A 14,231-nucleotide genomic window follows, 5' to 3' on the forward strand; every position below is an offset into this window, starting at 1 on the left:
GGTCTTGCGTGGGTCATCGTATACAACATACGCTCCCCGGCATCGCCCACTCGAGGAGCTCCCCATGACGAACCTCTCCCTCAGCGAAACGAGCCTGCCCCGGCGCCGTTCACTCCGGGCCGCGGTGGTGGCGGTCGCTGTTGCCTGCGCGGTCGTTGCCTGCTCACCGGTGTCGAACGACGGGGATGGCAACCAGTCCGGCGACAACCAGTCGGCAGGCCAGGATTCCTTCGGTACGCCGGCAGACCCCGCCGCCGTGAAGCAGGGCGGCAAGCTGCTCATCGCCCTCTCGGCAGAACCCGACGCGCTGGACCCGACACTGTCGCGAAGCCTCTACTCCCGCTACGTCTTCCAGGCGATGTGCCAGAAGCTCTACGACGTGAACGAGCAGGCGCAGGTCGTACCGCAGCTGGCGACCGCCCTGCCCACCACGAGCAGCGACGGCCGGACGGTGACCATCCCGCTGCGCCAGGGCGCCCGCTTCGCGGACGGGACGCCGTTCGACTCCGCCGCGGTGAAGGCCACCATCCAGCGGCACCTGACCAACGCCCGGTCGGCGCGCAAGAGCGAACTCGGTCCCATCGACGGCGTCGACACCCCCGACGCGCAGACCGTCGTCCTCCGGCTCAAGCAGCCGTTCGCGCCCCTCCTCGGCGCTCTCGCCGACCGCGCCGGCATGATCATGAGCGCCAGGGCGTTGCAGAGTCTCGGCGACGACTTCGCCACGGCGCCGGTCTGCGTCGGACCGTTCAAGTTCGCCAAGCGGGTGCCGCAGAACTCCATCGACGTCGTGAAGGACCCGAACTACTACGAGGCCGACAAGGTCCACCTCGACGCCATCTCCTGGCGCATCCTCAGCGACGCCAGCATCCGCGCGGCCAACCTGCGCTCCGGCGACGCCCAGGTCGCCGACAGCATCTCCACCCAGGACGTCGCCTCCCTGCGGCAGGACGCCTCGGTCTCCGTCCTGCAGTCGCAGTCCCTCGGCTACCAGGGCCTCACGATCAACATCGGCAACGTCGACGGGGTCGGCAGCGCACCCAAGCCGATCAACCGTCCCCTGGCCCAGAACGCCAAGGTTCGGCAGGCCTTCGAGCACGCCATCGACCGGAAGGCGCTGGTCGACGCCGTCTTCAACGGCATCCACACCGCCGCCTGCTCACCCATCTCGCCCGCCAGCCCGTTCTCGTCCCCGGAGGCGCAGAACTGCCCGGCGCACGACCCGGCCAAGGCCAAGCAGCTCCTCGGCGAGGCGGGCGTGCAGACGCCGTACACCATCACGATGCTCGCGTCGAACACGCCCGACACGCTGCGTCTCGCGCAGGCGCTCCAGTCCATGCTCAAGGACGGCGGATTCGATCTGAAGATCAACCCGGTGGAGTACTCCTCCCTCCTCGACGAGCAGGACCGCGGCAACTTCGAACTGCTGCAGCTCGGCTGGAGCGGGCGGATCGACCCGGACGCCAACATCACGAACTTCGTCGGCACCAGGGCGAGCCAGAACGTCGCCGGCTACAGCAACCCGCAGCTCGACGCCCTGCTGACCCAGGCCCGCCAGTCCGGTGACATCGAGGAGCGCAAGAAGCTGTACGGGCAGGCGGTCACGCTGCTCCAGCAGGACGACGCGCTGGTCTACCTCTACCGGCAGCGGAACCTCACCGCCGTCAGCAAGCAGATCCAGGGCCTGCAGGTCTTCCCGGACGGCGTGATCCGCGCGGCCTTCGCCGGATTCACCAAGTAGGTCGCCGTGGCCCGGTATCTCCTCACCCGCGCCTGGCAGTCGGCGCTGACCCTGCTGTTGTCGACGATCGTGGTGTTCTTCGGTGTACGGGCGCTCCCCGGCGATCCGGCCCTCGCGCTGGCCGGGGAGGACCGGTCGCCGGAGGCCCTCGAAGCCATCCGTCGGCACTACGGGCTCGACCAGCCGCTGCCACTGCAGTTCGCGCAGTACGTGGAACGCATGGCGCAGGGCGACTTCGGGGTGTCGATCCGCACCGGTACGCCGGTCTCGTCGATGCTCACGACCGCCCTGCCGGTGACCGTCGAACTCTCCGTCCTGGCGATCCTGCTCGCCACGGCGCTCGGCGTCGGCGCCGGGGTGCTCGCGGCGGTACGCCGCGGGCGCCCGGCGGAGTGGGTGGCCAACGGCATGGCCCTGATCGGCCTGTCGGTGCCGCACTTCTGGCTCGGGCTGCTCGCGATCCTGTACCTGTCCGTGGCGACCGGGCTGTTTCCCGCCTCCGGCTTCGTGCCGATCCTGGAGGACCCGGTGGACAACCTGCACCACATCGTCCTGCCGGCGGTGATCCTCGGGACCGGCCTCGCCGCCATCATCATGCGACAGACCCGGTCGGCGATGCTGGACTCGCTCTCCTCCGACTACGTACGGACGGCGAAGGCGAAGGGCCTGCGGCCGCGAGCCGTCATCACCCGGCACGCCCTGCGGAACAGCCTGATCGTGGTGGTGACCGTCGTGGGCCTCCAACTCGGCGGCCTGATCTCGGGCGCGGTCGTCACCGAGCAGATCTTCGGGCTGCCGGGCTTCGGCAAGATGACCATCGACGCGGTTTTCCAGCGGGACTACCCGGTGATCCAGGCCGTCGTGCTGCTCACCGCGACGGCGTACATCGTGATCAACTTCTTCGTTGACCTGCTCTACTCGGTCATCGACCCACGCATCCGGGTGACGGGAGATCCGGCATGACCGTCCTCACCGTTCCCATGGCGGAGACCGGTTCCGCCAGCATCACCCGGCGTACGCGCGTTCTGCGGCGGCTGCGACGCAACCCGCTCGCCGTCGTGAGCTTCGTCGTGCTGGCGCTCGCCGCCGTCATCGCGCTGCTCTCGCCGTGGATCGCCCCCTACTCCGTCGACCAGACCGACTTCGCCCGCACGTTCGCACCCCCCGGCAGTCCCGGCCACGTGCTCGGCACCGACGACCTCGGTCGGGACGTGCTGTCCCGGATCATGCTCGGGGCGCGGGCGTCGCTCCAGGTGGGACTCCTCGCGGTGGCCACCTCCCTGGTCATCGGTGTCCCGCTCGGTCTCGCCGCCGGTTACTTCCGCGCCTGGGACGCCGTGATCTCGCGCTTCACCGACCTGCTGCTCGCGTTCCCGTTCCTGATCATGGCGGTCGGGCTGGCGGCCATCCGGGGCGCCAGCCTCGGCAACGCCGCCGTGGCCATCGGCATCGCCCAGATCCCCGGGGTGATCCGGGTGGTGCGTTCGGACACGCTCCGGCTCAAGTCGCTGGACTTCGTCGCCGCCGCCGTCGTGGACGGCGCGAGCGACCTGTGGGTGCTCGCCCGGCACATCCTGCCGAACGCGACATCGGTGATCCTGGTGCAGGCGACGGTTGCGATCCCGGCCGCGATCCTGGGCGAGGCGGTGCTCTCGTTCCTCGGCCTCGGCATCCAACCCCCGGCCCCCAGCCTGGGCACCATGCTGGCCACCGCCCAGCAGTTCGCCGCCCGGGCCCCGTGGGCGGCGGTCCTTCCCGGTGTCGTGATCATGGGGCTGGCGCTCGCGTTCAACGTCTTCGGCGACGCGCTCCGGGACGCACTCGACCCGAAGGGAGACCGGGGATGACCACGGCCGAACGGGCAGGAGCCGTTGCGGCGGTCGCCACACCCGTCCTGGCGGTACGCGACCTGTCGGTCTCGTTCCCTACCGAAACCGGAACCGTCTCGGCGGTCGACGGGGTCAGCCTGGATCTCGCATCCGGGGAGATCGTCGGGATGGTGGGCGAGTCGGGCTGCGGCAAGAGCGTCACCGCGATGAGCATCGCGGGCCTGCTCCCCGGCAGCGCCCGGATCTCCGGGTCGGTGCGGCTGGACGGCACCGAGCTGGTCGGCACCCGCGAGTCGGCGCTTCGCCGTGTACGCGGCAAGGAGATCGCCTACATCTTCCAGGAGCCCATGACATCGCTCAATCCCGTGCTCACCGTCGGGCGTCAGATCGGCGAGGTGCTCCAGATCCACGAACGGATGTCCCGGCGAGCCGCCCGGGCACGCGCCGTCGAACTGTTGACGCTCGTCGGGATCCCGTCCGCCGCGAAACGCGTCGACAACTATCCGCATCAGCTCTCGGGAGGCATGCGCCAGCGCGTGATGATCGCGATGGCGGTCGCCTGCGGCCCGAAGGTGCTGGTGGCCGACGAACCGACCACCGCGCTGGACGTCACGGTCCAGGCCGGTATCCTCCAGGTGCTCCGGGACCTGCGCGACCGCCTCGGCACGAGCATCCTCATCATCACGCACGACCTCGGCGTGATCGCCGACATCGCGGACCGCGTCGTCGTCATGTACGCCGGGCGGGTGGTGGAGCGGGCACCGGTCACCGACCTGTTCGCGCACCCGTACCACCGGTACACGGCAGGGCTCCTGTCGGCGTCACCGACGCCGGGGAGACACGCGGGCACCGAGCGGTTGCAGGAGATTCCCGGTCTGGTGCCCGTCCTGTCGGTCCAGCCGGATGCGTGCACCTTCGCGGACCGCTGCCCCGCCGCCGACGCGCGGTGCCGCGAGTCCGCGCCGCCCCTGGAGGTGGCGAGGACCGGCGGCACACTCGCCGCGACCGGGCACCTCGCGGCATGCTGGCACCCCTGCCCGCAACCCCGGACGCAACCCGAGGAGGCGAACCGATGACGCCCCAGCCGGACGCGCTGGAACTCGAGGACCTGGTGATGCACTTCGGTCCGGTACGCGCCGTGGACGGGGTGTCCCTCACGATTCCGAGGGGTCGGGTCACGGCCCTGGTGGGGGAGAGCGGTTCCGGAAAGTCGACGGTGGGCCGATGCGTGGTGCGGCTCGTGGAACCGACCGCGGGTGTGGTCCGGATCGCCGGGACGGACGTCACGCACCTGTCCCGGCGACAGCTACGCCCGCACCGCAGTGCGGTGTCGATCGTCTTCCAGGACCCCGCCGCCTCACTGGACCCCCGCATGCTGGTGGGCGAGGTGGTGGCCGAGCCGTTGCGGCTGTCCGGGAGGCGGATCCCGCGGCGTGACCGGGAGGCCCGGGTCGCCACCGAGCTCGAGCGGGTGGGTCTGCGCGCCGAGGTGGCGCGCCGGTACCCGCATGAACTCTCCGGCGGGCAACGCCAGCGGGTCAGCATCGCGCGGGCCCTGATCTCCGAGCCCCGGTTGCTCATCGCGGACGAACCGACGAGCGCACTCGACGTGTCCGTGCAGGCGTCGGTGCTCAACCTCCTCGCCGACCTGCAACGCGACATCGGGTTCGCCTGCCTCTTCATCACCCACGACCTGTCCGCCGTCGAGTACCTGGCGGACGACATCGCCGTCATGTACCTGGGCCAGCTCGTCGAGAAGGGCTCGCGCGAGCGGATCTTCGCCCGGCCAGCCCACCCCTACACGCAGGCGCTGCTGTCGGCGGCGCCGGTGGCTGACCCGGTCCGTCAACGGCAGCGTCAGCCGGTGCTGCTCGGCGACGACCTTCCGTCCGCGCTGGATCCGCCGTCCGGCTGCCGGTTCCGCACCCGGTGCCCGCTCGCGTTCGACCGGTGCGCGTCGGAGGTGCCGGCACAGGTGGGGATCGGCGACGGCATGGCCGCGTGCCACCTGGTCCAGCCGGACGGCAGCGGGCCCGACGTCCGGGCCGCACAAACGAGTGAGGTGTTGTCATGACGTTCACCACCAGACCGACGCTGCAGGGAACCTTCGGCATGGTGTCCTCGACGCACTGGCTCGCCAGCCAGGCGGCCATGGGGATCCTCGAACGCGGCGGCAACGCCTTCGACGCGGCGGTCACCGCCGGGTTCGTCCTGCACGTCGTCGAGCCACACCTCAACGGGCCGGGCGGCGAGGTGCCGGCCATCGTGGCGACCGCCCAGGACCCGACCCCGAAGGTGCTGTGCGGGCAGGGGCCGGCGCCGGCCGGTGCCACCATCGCGCACTTCCGGTCCCTCGGGATGGACCTCATTCCCGGATCCGGCCCGCTCGCGGCCGCCGTGCCCGGCGCCGTGGACGCCTGGCTCCTCCTGCTGCGCGATCACGGCACGCTCTCCCTCGACGAGGTTCTGGAGCCGGCGATCGGCTACGCCGGCGCCGGCCACCCGCTGGTGGGCCGGGTCGGGGACACCGTGGCGGCCGTGCGGTCGCTGTTCGAGGAGCACTGGCCCACCTCCGCCCAGCTCTGGCTGCGCGACGGCCGGCCCCCGACAGCGGGGGAGCTGTTCGCCAACCCGGCCTACGCGCGTACCCTGCGGAAACTGGTTCAGGCCGGGCAGGCGGCCGGCGCGGACCGGGAGGCGCAGATCGAGGCCGCGCGGCGGGCCTGGAGTACGGGGTTCGTCGCCGAGGCGATCGACCGGTTCAGCAGGAGGCCGTTCCAGGACTCCAGCGGGAGCCCCCACGCCGGGCTCGTCACCGGCGCCGACCTGGCCGCCTACTCGGCGACCTGGGAGGAACCGGCCACCCTCGACTGGCACGGCTACTCGGTGGCGAAGACCGGCTTCTGGGGTCAGGGCCCGGTGCTGCTGGAGACGCTGTCCGTCCTCGACGCGCTCGACGACGCCGGCGCGTACGACCCGTCGACCGCGGCTGGCATCCACGCCCAGGTCGAAGCGCTCAAGCTCGCCTTCGCCGACCGCGAGGCCTGGTACGGCGACGGCGCCGACGTGCCCGCCAAGGCACTGCTCTCCCGGGAGTACGCGCGGGAGCGGGCAGCCCGGATCGGCGCCCGAGCGTCAGCCGAGCTGCGACCGGGGCGCCCCGACGCGGCGGAACCGCACCTCCCGGCCCACGTCCGACCCGGTGCCGTGCGTCGTGCCGACCCGGCCGACCCGACCACGGGGGAGCCGACGGTGCAGTCGGACGGGGTGACCCGCGGCGACACCTGCCACGTGGACGTGGTCGACCGCTGGGGCAACATGATCTCCGCTACCCCGAGCGGTGGCTGGTTGCAGAGTTCGCCCACCATTCCGGAGCTCGGCTTCCCGCTGGGCAGCCGGCTGCAGATGTTCTGGCTGGAGGAGGGGCTCGCCTCGTCGCTCGCCCCGGGTCGACGACCGCGCACCACGTTGAGCCCGACCATGGTGCACCGCGACGGGGAGCCGGTGCTGGCGTGCGGCACACCCGGTGGCGATCAGCAGGACCAGTGGCAGCTGCCGTTCCTGCTCCGCCACCTCGTCGGCGGCCAGTCCCTTCAGGAGGCCATCGACGCGCCCGCGTGGCACACCGTCAGCCTGCCGGGGTCGTTCTACCCGCGGGCCATGGAGCCCGGTGTCCTGGTGGTGGAGGACCGGTACGACGAGGACGTGCTGGCGGCGCTGCGGGCGTACGGGCACGAGGTGCGGCTCTCCGACGCGTGGAGCCTGGGCCGGCTCTGCGCGGTGACCCGCGACCCGGCCACGGGCGTGCTCGCTGCCGGCGCGAACCCGCGAGGCATGCAGGGCTACGCGTGCGGTCGTTAGCGGGCGCCGTAGCCGCCCTCGGCGTTCTCGTAGGCGGCCGCGGATGCCGCGTCGAGATGGGCGAGGGCGGCCCGCTCGGCGCGGTCGCCGTCACCTGACTCGATGGCGTCGACCAACTGGATGTGCTCGGCCCACGAGTGTGGCGCCCGTTCCGCGGCCCCCAACCGGAAGACCCACTGGACATGGAGGTACAGCGCCTTGGCGATCGACGACAGCCAGGGATTACCGCTGATCTGGAGGATCCGCAGGTGCAGGGCGCTGTTCAACTCGGCGACCCGGCGCAGGTCCTGCCGCTCCGTCGCCGCACGGCCCTGCTCCAGCAGCACGCGCAGGGCGGCAACGTCCGTCGCGGTCGCCCGCTCGGCCGCCAGCCGGGCGGCCAGTGCTTCCAGGCGCTCGCGGACGACGAACATGTCCGAGATGGTGCCGCTGCTCGGGGAGGCGACGACCGCACCGCGGCGGGGGAGGATCACGACGAAGCCCTCCGCCTCGGCGACGCGCAGCGCCTCCCGGACCGGGTTGCGGGAGACGCCGAAGTCTTCGGCCAGCCGGTCCTCGGTCAGCCGCTCCCCGGGCAGGTAGTCGCCGTCGATGATGGCGGCCCGCAGGGCGGCGAGGACCTGGTCGCGTAGCGGCAGATGTTGAGCGCCGAGCTTGTCCCGCAGATCTTCAGCCACCTGGATCGCCTCTCCGTGAATCGTCCGGGGCAAAGTGTATACGAAGAACAATCTCTGGAGGATAGCCGACAGTGTCGAGCACAGCGCCCCACGTCATCAGCCCCTCCACCACAGCGCCGGGACGGCAGCGCCTTCTGCGGCGCCGGCACGCCCTCGTGGTCGTGCTCACCTTCCTGACCGGGAGCGCCGACGCCATCGGCTTCCTCGCCCTGGGCGGAGCCTTCTCCAGCGTCATGACCGGCAACATGGTCCTGCTCGGACTCTCGGCCGGTAGAGGTGACGCCGAGCTGGCCCTGACCTCGGGATGCGCCATCGTCAGCTTCATCGTCGGCGTCCTCGCGGGTGCCCGCCTCGTCGGCTCGGCACAGCCGGACGACCCCGTCTGGCCGCGGCGGGTCACCTGGGCGCTCGTCCTGGAACTCCTGGTCTTCGTCGTGTTCCTCATCGTCTGGGAGGTCAACCTTCCCCACCACGACGACCATGTCGATCTCGCGCTCCTGTTGCTGTCGGCAGCGGCGCTGGGCGTGCAGAGCAGTGCGATTCAACGCTTCGGCGTACCGGGCCTGTCCTCCACGTACCTGACCGGGACCCTGACGAGCCTGATCGCCGGCGTCGCCGCGCGGAGCCCGTGGGGCAGCCTGCGGCCCAAGGCGCAGGTCCTGCTGGCATTGATCACCGGCGCGGCGATCGGTGCCCTGGTCGCCCTGCACCTGCCCGTGGTCGCGCCGGCGTTGCTGATCGTGCCCCTCGTGCTCGTCATCGTCGTGTCCGCGCGGATGAGGTCCTAGACGTCCAGCGAGCCGCGGGACGCGCGGGTCAGGCGCCGCGGGCGAACAGGGCCAGGCGTACCCGGTTGGGGCTGTCGGTCTTGGTCATTAAGTTGGTGATGTGCGTCTTGACCGTGGTGACGCCGATGTGCAACCGGTCGGCGATCTCGGTGTTGGACAGGCCCTCGGCAACGAGGTTCAGCACGTCCTGCTCGCGCGCGGTCAGGCCCTGTACCGGCCGCGGCGTCTCGGCGCGGGCGTGCACCGCGCGCTGGACCAGGCGTTGCAGCACCTCGGGGCTGAACGGGCTGTCACCCACGGCGGCCCGGCGGATGCCGTCCAGCAGCTCGGTCGGTGGTGCGTCCTTGAGCAGGAAGCCGCAGGCGCCGGCGGTCAGGGCGGGATAGAGGTGGTCGTCGTCGCCGAAGGTGGTCAGCACCAGGACGCGGGTGGCGGGGCGCTCGGCGAGGATGCGGCTGGTCGCGGTGATTCCGTCGACGCCGGGCATGCGCAGGTCCATGACGACGACGTCGGGGATGAGCCGTGCGGCGAGCGGGATCGCGTCGCGGCCGTTGTCGGCCTCACCGACCACCTCGATGTCGGGTTGGGCGTCGCAGAGCATGCGCAGGCCCGCGCGGATGAGGTGCTGGTCGTCGACCAGCAGGACGCGGATCACGCCGGCTCCGGCGCGGGCGACCCCGCGGGGGCCTCGCGGTCACGGGGCACCGACACGCCCGACGTCCCGGCGGGTGCGGAGGCCACGGCCGGGAGGACGGTGCGCACCCGCCACCCCGTCCCGGTCGCGCCCGCCTCCAGCCGCCCGCCGAGCACCTCGACGCGTTCGCGCATGCCGGTGATGCCGTGACCGCCCCCGGACGGCACCGCCGCTGGCACCGCGCCGCGCCCGTTGTCCGAGACCTCCCAGTGGACGGCGCCGTCGCAGACGGCGACCACGAGGTGGGCCAGCGCGGACGTCCCGGCGTGCTTGGCCACGTTGGTCAGCGCCTCCTGGGTCAGTCGCAGCACGGCCAGGCCGCGTACCGCGTCGAGTGAACCGATCGCCGGGTCGATGTCGGCCTCCACGGTGATACCGGCCTGACGGGCCCGGTCGACCGTCGCACCGAGTGCCGCCGGGAGCGCCGACGGCTCGATCGCGGTCAGCGCCGCGTCACCGCGTACCCCGTCGGGGTTGCGCAGCACCGTGACCAGCCGGCGCATCTCGGCCAGCGCGGCGGTCCCCGTGCCGTGCACGTCGTCGAACACCTCGCCCACCCGGGGGTCCAGATCCGTGAGCACGTGCCTAACCACACCGACCCGCAGCACCATCGACGCCACGTGATGCGCGACGACGTCGTGCAGCTCGCGGGCGATCGCGCTGCGTTCGTCGGCGCGCGCGGCGCGGCTCTCCGACTCGTGCCGGCGCTGCTCCGCCTTCGCCCGCTCCACGGCCTGCCGGCCGAGCTCGCGGTTGGTCCGGATGACCAGGCCGAGCAGCAGCGGCACGCCGACCTCCAGGGTCAGCCCGAACACACCGGAGGCGACCCGGCCGATCGAATCACCGATCGAGTCGGTCAGGTCGACCACGGCCAGCAGCCCGGTGGCGAGCCAGATGGTGCGTGCTCGACGCACCCGCATGGTCACCTCGAGCAACGCCCAGCTGGCGCCCACCTGGTTGATCGTGACGTCGTCGATCAGGGGGAAAGCGACCACCAGCAGCCCGGCCTGCACCGCCAGGTTGACCAGCGGCCGACGGTGCAACACCAGCCCGAGGGCGAACGCGACCACCGCGAGAACCCACTGCGTGACCGTCGGCGGGCGGCCGGCCTGCGTACCGAAGACCAGGTAGCCCACGCCGCTGAGGTCGAGCAGCACCATCCGCACGAGCGTGTCCCGTGCGTCGAAGAGCCGTCCCGCCCACCTCACAGAGGTCAGCCTAGGCGCTGCGGCTCGGGGCCATGAGCGACCGTCGGCCGCCGCCACCGGGCGCGAACCGCGAGGTAGGCGGCCAGGCCGAGCGGTCCGAGCAGGATGGTCAGCACCAGCACCGGAGCCATGACCAGCGCCGGCACCCCCCGTTCCCGGCTGTCCAGCCACGCCCACCTGCCGACGAACAGATCGAACGCGATCATGTGCGCCCAGGCCGCCGCCGCGCCGTCGGAGGTGCCAAGCAGGTCGCGTACCCCCTGCAGGGTCGGCGACGCCACGGCCGGCAGCACGTCGCCGAACGCCGGGATCACCAGCAGCGCGTAGATCACCACGACCGGCAACACGATCAGCGGCGAGGAGATGATCCGGAAGGTCCACGACCAACGCGGCAGCAGGATCATCAGCGCCCAGAACGGCGCGGCCACCGCGAACGTCAGGGTGAACAGCGTGGCGGTCATGCGGCCAGCGCCAGTTCCGGGCTGCGCCGGCGAGCCAGCACCAGGCCGGTGGCGGTCGCGGTCGCGACCACCAGGGCCGCGACGGCGGCCAGCGTGAGCGCGTCCGGGCGCAGCAGCGGCTGTCCGCGCAGGGCCTGCCAGGTCAACAACACCGTGAGTACGCCGTACGCCCCGCCCGCCACGGCCACCAGCCGTGCCCGGGTGTGCTCGTCCAGCCGCGTCCCGAGGAACCGGCTCAGCAGGATCGCCAGGATCGGCAGCGCCTGCAGGGCGTGCAGCCCCACGAAGTGCCCGATCCGCAGGTCCCCGCCGGTGGTGCTCCAGCCGACCAACGGCAGCCCAGGCCCGCCGTCGAGTACGCCGACGGCGTGCGCCCCGGAGACCCCGTCGATCCCCGGCTCCTGCATCGGCAGCACCATCGGCACCGCCGCGAGCATGCCCAGCAGCGACAGGCCGAGCCCCCACCCGACCGCGCGAGCGGCGGCCCGATCGGGGATCCGCCGCAGCAGCACCACGATCCCGATGACGAAGTGCGCGGCGAACAGCACCATGATCGCCGCACCCATCGCCGTGAAGAGGGCGGCGTTCAGTGGGCTGGTCCCGTTGTAGTGGCTGGTCGTACCGCGCAGCACCTGCCCGACGATCACCACCATCTCGATCAGCGCCATCGCGACGATGACCGTGCCCGCCCACTCCGCGACCCGGCTCCGGCGCGGCAGCAGGGAGAGCATCCAGGCGAGGGTCGTGCCGTACACCACGAAGGACACGGCGAACTTGAACGGCTTGAGCCAGATCGGCGACCCGGTGAGGACGCGCGAGTCGACGGCGATGCCGACCGCGGAGATGACGGTGAGCACCGCCATCGCGTAGACGAAAACCATCAGTGGGCGGTGCCAGTGTGCCGCCCGGCGCAGCGCGATAGTCATGTCTGTAGATGCTCCCGACCGCGCGCGCCGATCGCGTCCGACCGCGAGCCCCGGTTGCGGCCACCGGTCGGAGTGGCGCCTCCTCCCTGGGTAGGAGACGAAACACGGTCGTTCCCCTTCGTCGACGCTGGCACAATGTCCGCTCTGTCGACCGGACCGGGAGTGGCGATGACGATCAACGAGGGCCGTGTCCAGCCGAACGAGACCACGGTGCCGCTGCTGCACTGCGTGTCGCCCGAGGAGACCCTGGCATTCTGGCGTGCCCTGGGGTTCGAGGTGACCTACGAGCAGACGAAACCGTACGTCTACCTGGCCTTCCGGTGGAGCGGGTTCGATCTGCACTACGGCCGCGCGCCGCTCGGGCTGGACCCGTCGGCGGAGAACACCGGCGGTTGCCTGGTGATGGTCGACGCGGTCGCGGCGTACCACGCGGCGTTCACCGAGGCGATGCGCCGCACCTACGGCAAGGTGCTCGCCAAGGGACTGCCCCGGATGACCCGCTACCGGCCCGGCGCGTCGCGGTTCAGCATCGTCGACCCGTCGGGCAACACCATCATCTTCATCCAGCGGGATGAGCCGGCGGAGCTGGAGTACGGCGGGTCGAAGACGTTGCAGGGGTTGACCCGGGTGCTCGACAACGCGCGGATCCTGCGCGAGTTCAAGAATGACGACCGGGCAGCCTTCCGGGCGCTCAACTCGGGGCTGCGCCGGCACGGCGACAGCGCCCCGGCGATCGAACAGGGGTTGGCGCTCGCCGGGTTGATCGAACTGTCGGTAGTGCTGGGGGAGCCGGAGCGCGTGCCTGACTGGGGGACCCGTCTCCGGGCTCTGGAGCTGACCGCTCAGGAGCGTGCGCAGGTGGCGAAGGCCGTCGCCGACCCCGCCGCGCTCGGGCCGTGGTTGCCCGACGCGAGCTGAGGCCCCCCCGCGTGGTGACCTCCTGGAGCTGCCTGCCCGGGCGACAATCGTTTCGGTCGGCTCGTCGCAGGGCATGACTGGGCAGAGCCGAAGAGGTGATGATGAACCGCCACACGCCGCCACTGACCGTCCGCGCACGAAGGACGCTCGCGCTGATCCTGCCGATGCTCGGCACCGTCGCGCTCACCGCTGCCTGCACCGTTGGCGAGGACCAGCCCGGTTCGGCTTCGTCGACCCCGCAACCGACGACCGCGTCGACAGCAGCGACCCAGGTCGACCAACCGTCTCCGAGCGCGAGCACCCAGGCGACGATCCCGACGTCGGCCTTCGTCGAACTGCCACCCGACCTGCGCAAGTCCCCCCGACGGGCGACGCCCGTCGCGGACGCCCTGCCGACGATGTGCGGCAACGAGTTCGGCACCGGAGGCCGACAGGTCACCGCGAGCGCCTCGATGACCGTCACCTACAGGACGCCAGGCGAACCGGCCAGCAACGTGCCGCAAGGCATGATCCACCAAACGATCTTCACCTTCGATGGCGACGGCGCCTCGGACTACATGCGACGGCTCCGCGCTGCTGTGGAGGCCTGCCCCTCCTACCAGGAGGCCGGGAACCCCGTCGACGTCGAGGGGCGAGCTGTGCCCGGTGTCGGGGACGAGGCGTTGCTGCTGACCAGGACGTGGGCCGAGACGAGCCTGAACGGAGAACGCACCGGCGGCACCGCGTCCAGCCAGATCGCCGTGGCACGCGTCGACGGGGCGGTGACCGTGCTCAACGATCAGGGATGGGAGGGCACCAGCGGCAACCCCGCCATCCTGGACCGGGTCTTGCGCGACAGCGTCCAGACCATCGACGCCTGGCAGCGATAGCCCATGACCAGACAGGCGTCGGCGACTACTTCTACGTGGCCAACGCCGGCAGCTCCACCATCAGCGCCTACCGCGTCGACGACCACGGCAAGCTCGAACTGGTCAAGGCGGTCGCCGCCGACACCGGCGGCGGGTCGATCGACATGACCACCAGCGACGGCTTCCTGTACGTCCAGAACGCCGCCGCCGGCAACGTGCAGGCTACGAGGTGAACAAGGACGGCTCCCTGACCCTCGTCACCACGGTGGAGGGCCTGCCG

Annotated in this window: 15 protein-coding genes; 10 read left to right on the forward strand and 5 right to left on the reverse strand. The window is 71.4% G+C overall.

Annotated features, from left to right (window positions below):
* Window positions 1-64: 64 nt before the first annotated feature.
* From KBX63_RS20750 to KBX63_RS20775, 6 genes are read left to right on the forward strand one after another with little or no spacing between them, the layout of a single operon-like run.
* A complete protein-coding gene (locus KBX63_RS20750) occupies window positions 65-1,741 on the forward strand; it encodes an ABC transporter substrate-binding protein (protein WP_210913129.1) in 1,677 nt (558 codons plus the stop codon).
* Between the two features lie 6 nt (window positions 1,742-1,747).
* Window positions 1,748-2,704, forward strand: coding sequence for an ABC transporter permease (locus tag KBX63_RS20755; RefSeq protein WP_210913130.1), 957 nt, complete (start codon window positions 1,748-1,750; stop codon window positions 2,702-2,704).
* Complete coding sequence (locus tag KBX63_RS20760) at window positions 2,701-3,588, forward strand: ABC transporter permease (RefSeq protein WP_247662779.1); 888 nt, start codon at window positions 2,701-2,703, stop codon at window positions 3,586-3,588. The genes KBX63_RS20755 and KBX63_RS20760 overlap by 4 nt, the downstream gene beginning before the upstream one ends.
* Window positions 3,585-4,646: an ABC transporter ATP-binding protein gene (locus KBX63_RS20765; protein WP_210913132.1), complete on the forward strand. Its 1,062-nt coding sequence runs from the start codon at window positions 3,585-3,587 to the stop codon at window positions 4,644-4,646. Before KBX63_RS20760 ends, KBX63_RS20765 begins: the two co-directional genes overlap by 4 nt.
* Complete coding sequence (locus KBX63_RS20770) at window positions 4,643-5,644, forward strand: ABC transporter ATP-binding protein (RefSeq protein ID WP_210913134.1); 1,002 nt, start codon at window positions 4,643-4,645, stop codon at window positions 5,642-5,644. Before KBX63_RS20765 ends, KBX63_RS20770 begins: the two co-directional genes overlap by 4 nt.
* Window positions 5,641-7,431, forward strand: coding sequence for a gamma-glutamyltransferase family protein (locus KBX63_RS20775; protein WP_210913136.1), 1,791 nt, complete (start codon window positions 5,641-5,643; stop codon window positions 7,429-7,431). The genes KBX63_RS20770 and KBX63_RS20775 overlap by 4 nt, the downstream gene beginning before the upstream one ends.
* On the opposite strand, the gene KBX63_RS20780 is transcribed toward KBX63_RS20775, so the two are convergent.
* A complete protein-coding gene (locus KBX63_RS20780; protein ID WP_210913138.1) occupies window positions 7,428-8,108 on the reverse strand; it encodes a GntR family transcriptional regulator in 681 nt (226 codons plus the stop codon). The two genes, KBX63_RS20775 and KBX63_RS20780, sit on opposite strands and share 4 nt — an antisense overlap.
* Before the next feature lie 161 nt (window positions 8,109-8,269).
* On the opposite strand from KBX63_RS20780, the gene KBX63_RS20785 reads away from it, so the two are divergent.
* A complete protein-coding gene (locus KBX63_RS20785) occupies window positions 8,270-8,896 on the forward strand; it encodes a YoaK family protein (protein ID WP_210913139.1) in 627 nt (208 codons plus the stop codon).
* A gap of 28 nt (window positions 8,897-8,924) precedes the next feature.
* Here KBX63_RS20785 and KBX63_RS20790 read toward each other — a convergent pair whose 3' ends face one another.
* The 4 genes from KBX63_RS20790 to KBX63_RS20805 are packed head-to-tail and all read right to left on the reverse strand — an operon-like array spanning window position 8,925 to window position 12,185.
* On the reverse strand, window positions 8,925-9,551 hold the full coding sequence (locus KBX63_RS20790; RefSeq protein WP_074310980.1) for a response regulator transcription factor: 627 nt from the start codon (window positions 9,549-9,551) through the stop codon (window positions 8,925-8,927).
* Window positions 9,548-10,798 (reverse strand): sensor histidine kinase, encoded by a 1,251-nt coding sequence (locus KBX63_RS20795; protein ID WP_210913141.1) that lies wholly within the window; start codon window positions 10,796-10,798, stop codon window positions 9,548-9,550. The genes KBX63_RS20790 and KBX63_RS20795 overlap by 4 nt, the downstream gene beginning before the upstream one ends.
* 5 nt (window positions 10,799-10,803) lie before the next feature.
* Window positions 10,804-11,259: an ABA4-like family protein gene (locus tag KBX63_RS20800; RefSeq protein WP_210913143.1), complete on the reverse strand. Its 456-nt coding sequence runs from the start codon at window positions 11,257-11,259 to the stop codon at window positions 10,804-10,806.
* Window positions 11,256-12,185 carry a hypothetical protein gene (locus KBX63_RS20805; RefSeq protein WP_210913145.1) on the reverse strand — a complete coding sequence of 310 codons (930 nt, stop codon included), beginning with the start codon at window positions 12,183-12,185 and terminating at the stop codon, window positions 11,256-11,258. Before KBX63_RS20805 ends, KBX63_RS20800 begins: the two co-directional genes overlap by 4 nt.
* Before the next feature lie 168 nt (window positions 12,186-12,353).
* Here KBX63_RS20805 and KBX63_RS20810 point away from each other — a divergent pair, with 168 nt between their 5' ends.
* From KBX63_RS20810 to KBX63_RS35335, 3 genes are all read left to right on the forward strand, one after another.
* Window positions 12,354-13,103, forward strand: coding sequence for a glyoxalase (locus KBX63_RS20810; RefSeq protein WP_210913148.1), 750 nt, complete (start codon window positions 12,354-12,356; stop codon window positions 13,101-13,103).
* Between the two features lie 101 nt (window positions 13,104-13,204).
* Window positions 13,205-13,972, forward strand: coding sequence for a hypothetical protein (locus tag KBX63_RS20815; protein WP_210913149.1), 768 nt, complete (start codon window positions 13,205-13,207; stop codon window positions 13,970-13,972).
* Window positions 13,888-14,184 carry a beta-propeller fold lactonase family protein gene (locus KBX63_RS35335; protein ID WP_247662780.1) on the forward strand — a complete coding sequence of 99 codons (297 nt, stop codon included), beginning with the start codon at window positions 13,888-13,890 and terminating at the stop codon, window positions 14,182-14,184. Before KBX63_RS20815 ends, KBX63_RS35335 begins: the two co-directional genes overlap by 85 nt.
* The last annotated feature ends 47 nt before the right edge of the window (window positions 14,185-14,231 follow it).

Origin of the sequence: Micromonospora sp. U21 (genome assembly GCF_018070045.1) — a bacterium.
Taxonomy (GTDB): domain Bacteria; phylum Actinomycetota; class Actinomycetes; order Mycobacteriales; family Micromonosporaceae; genus Micromonospora.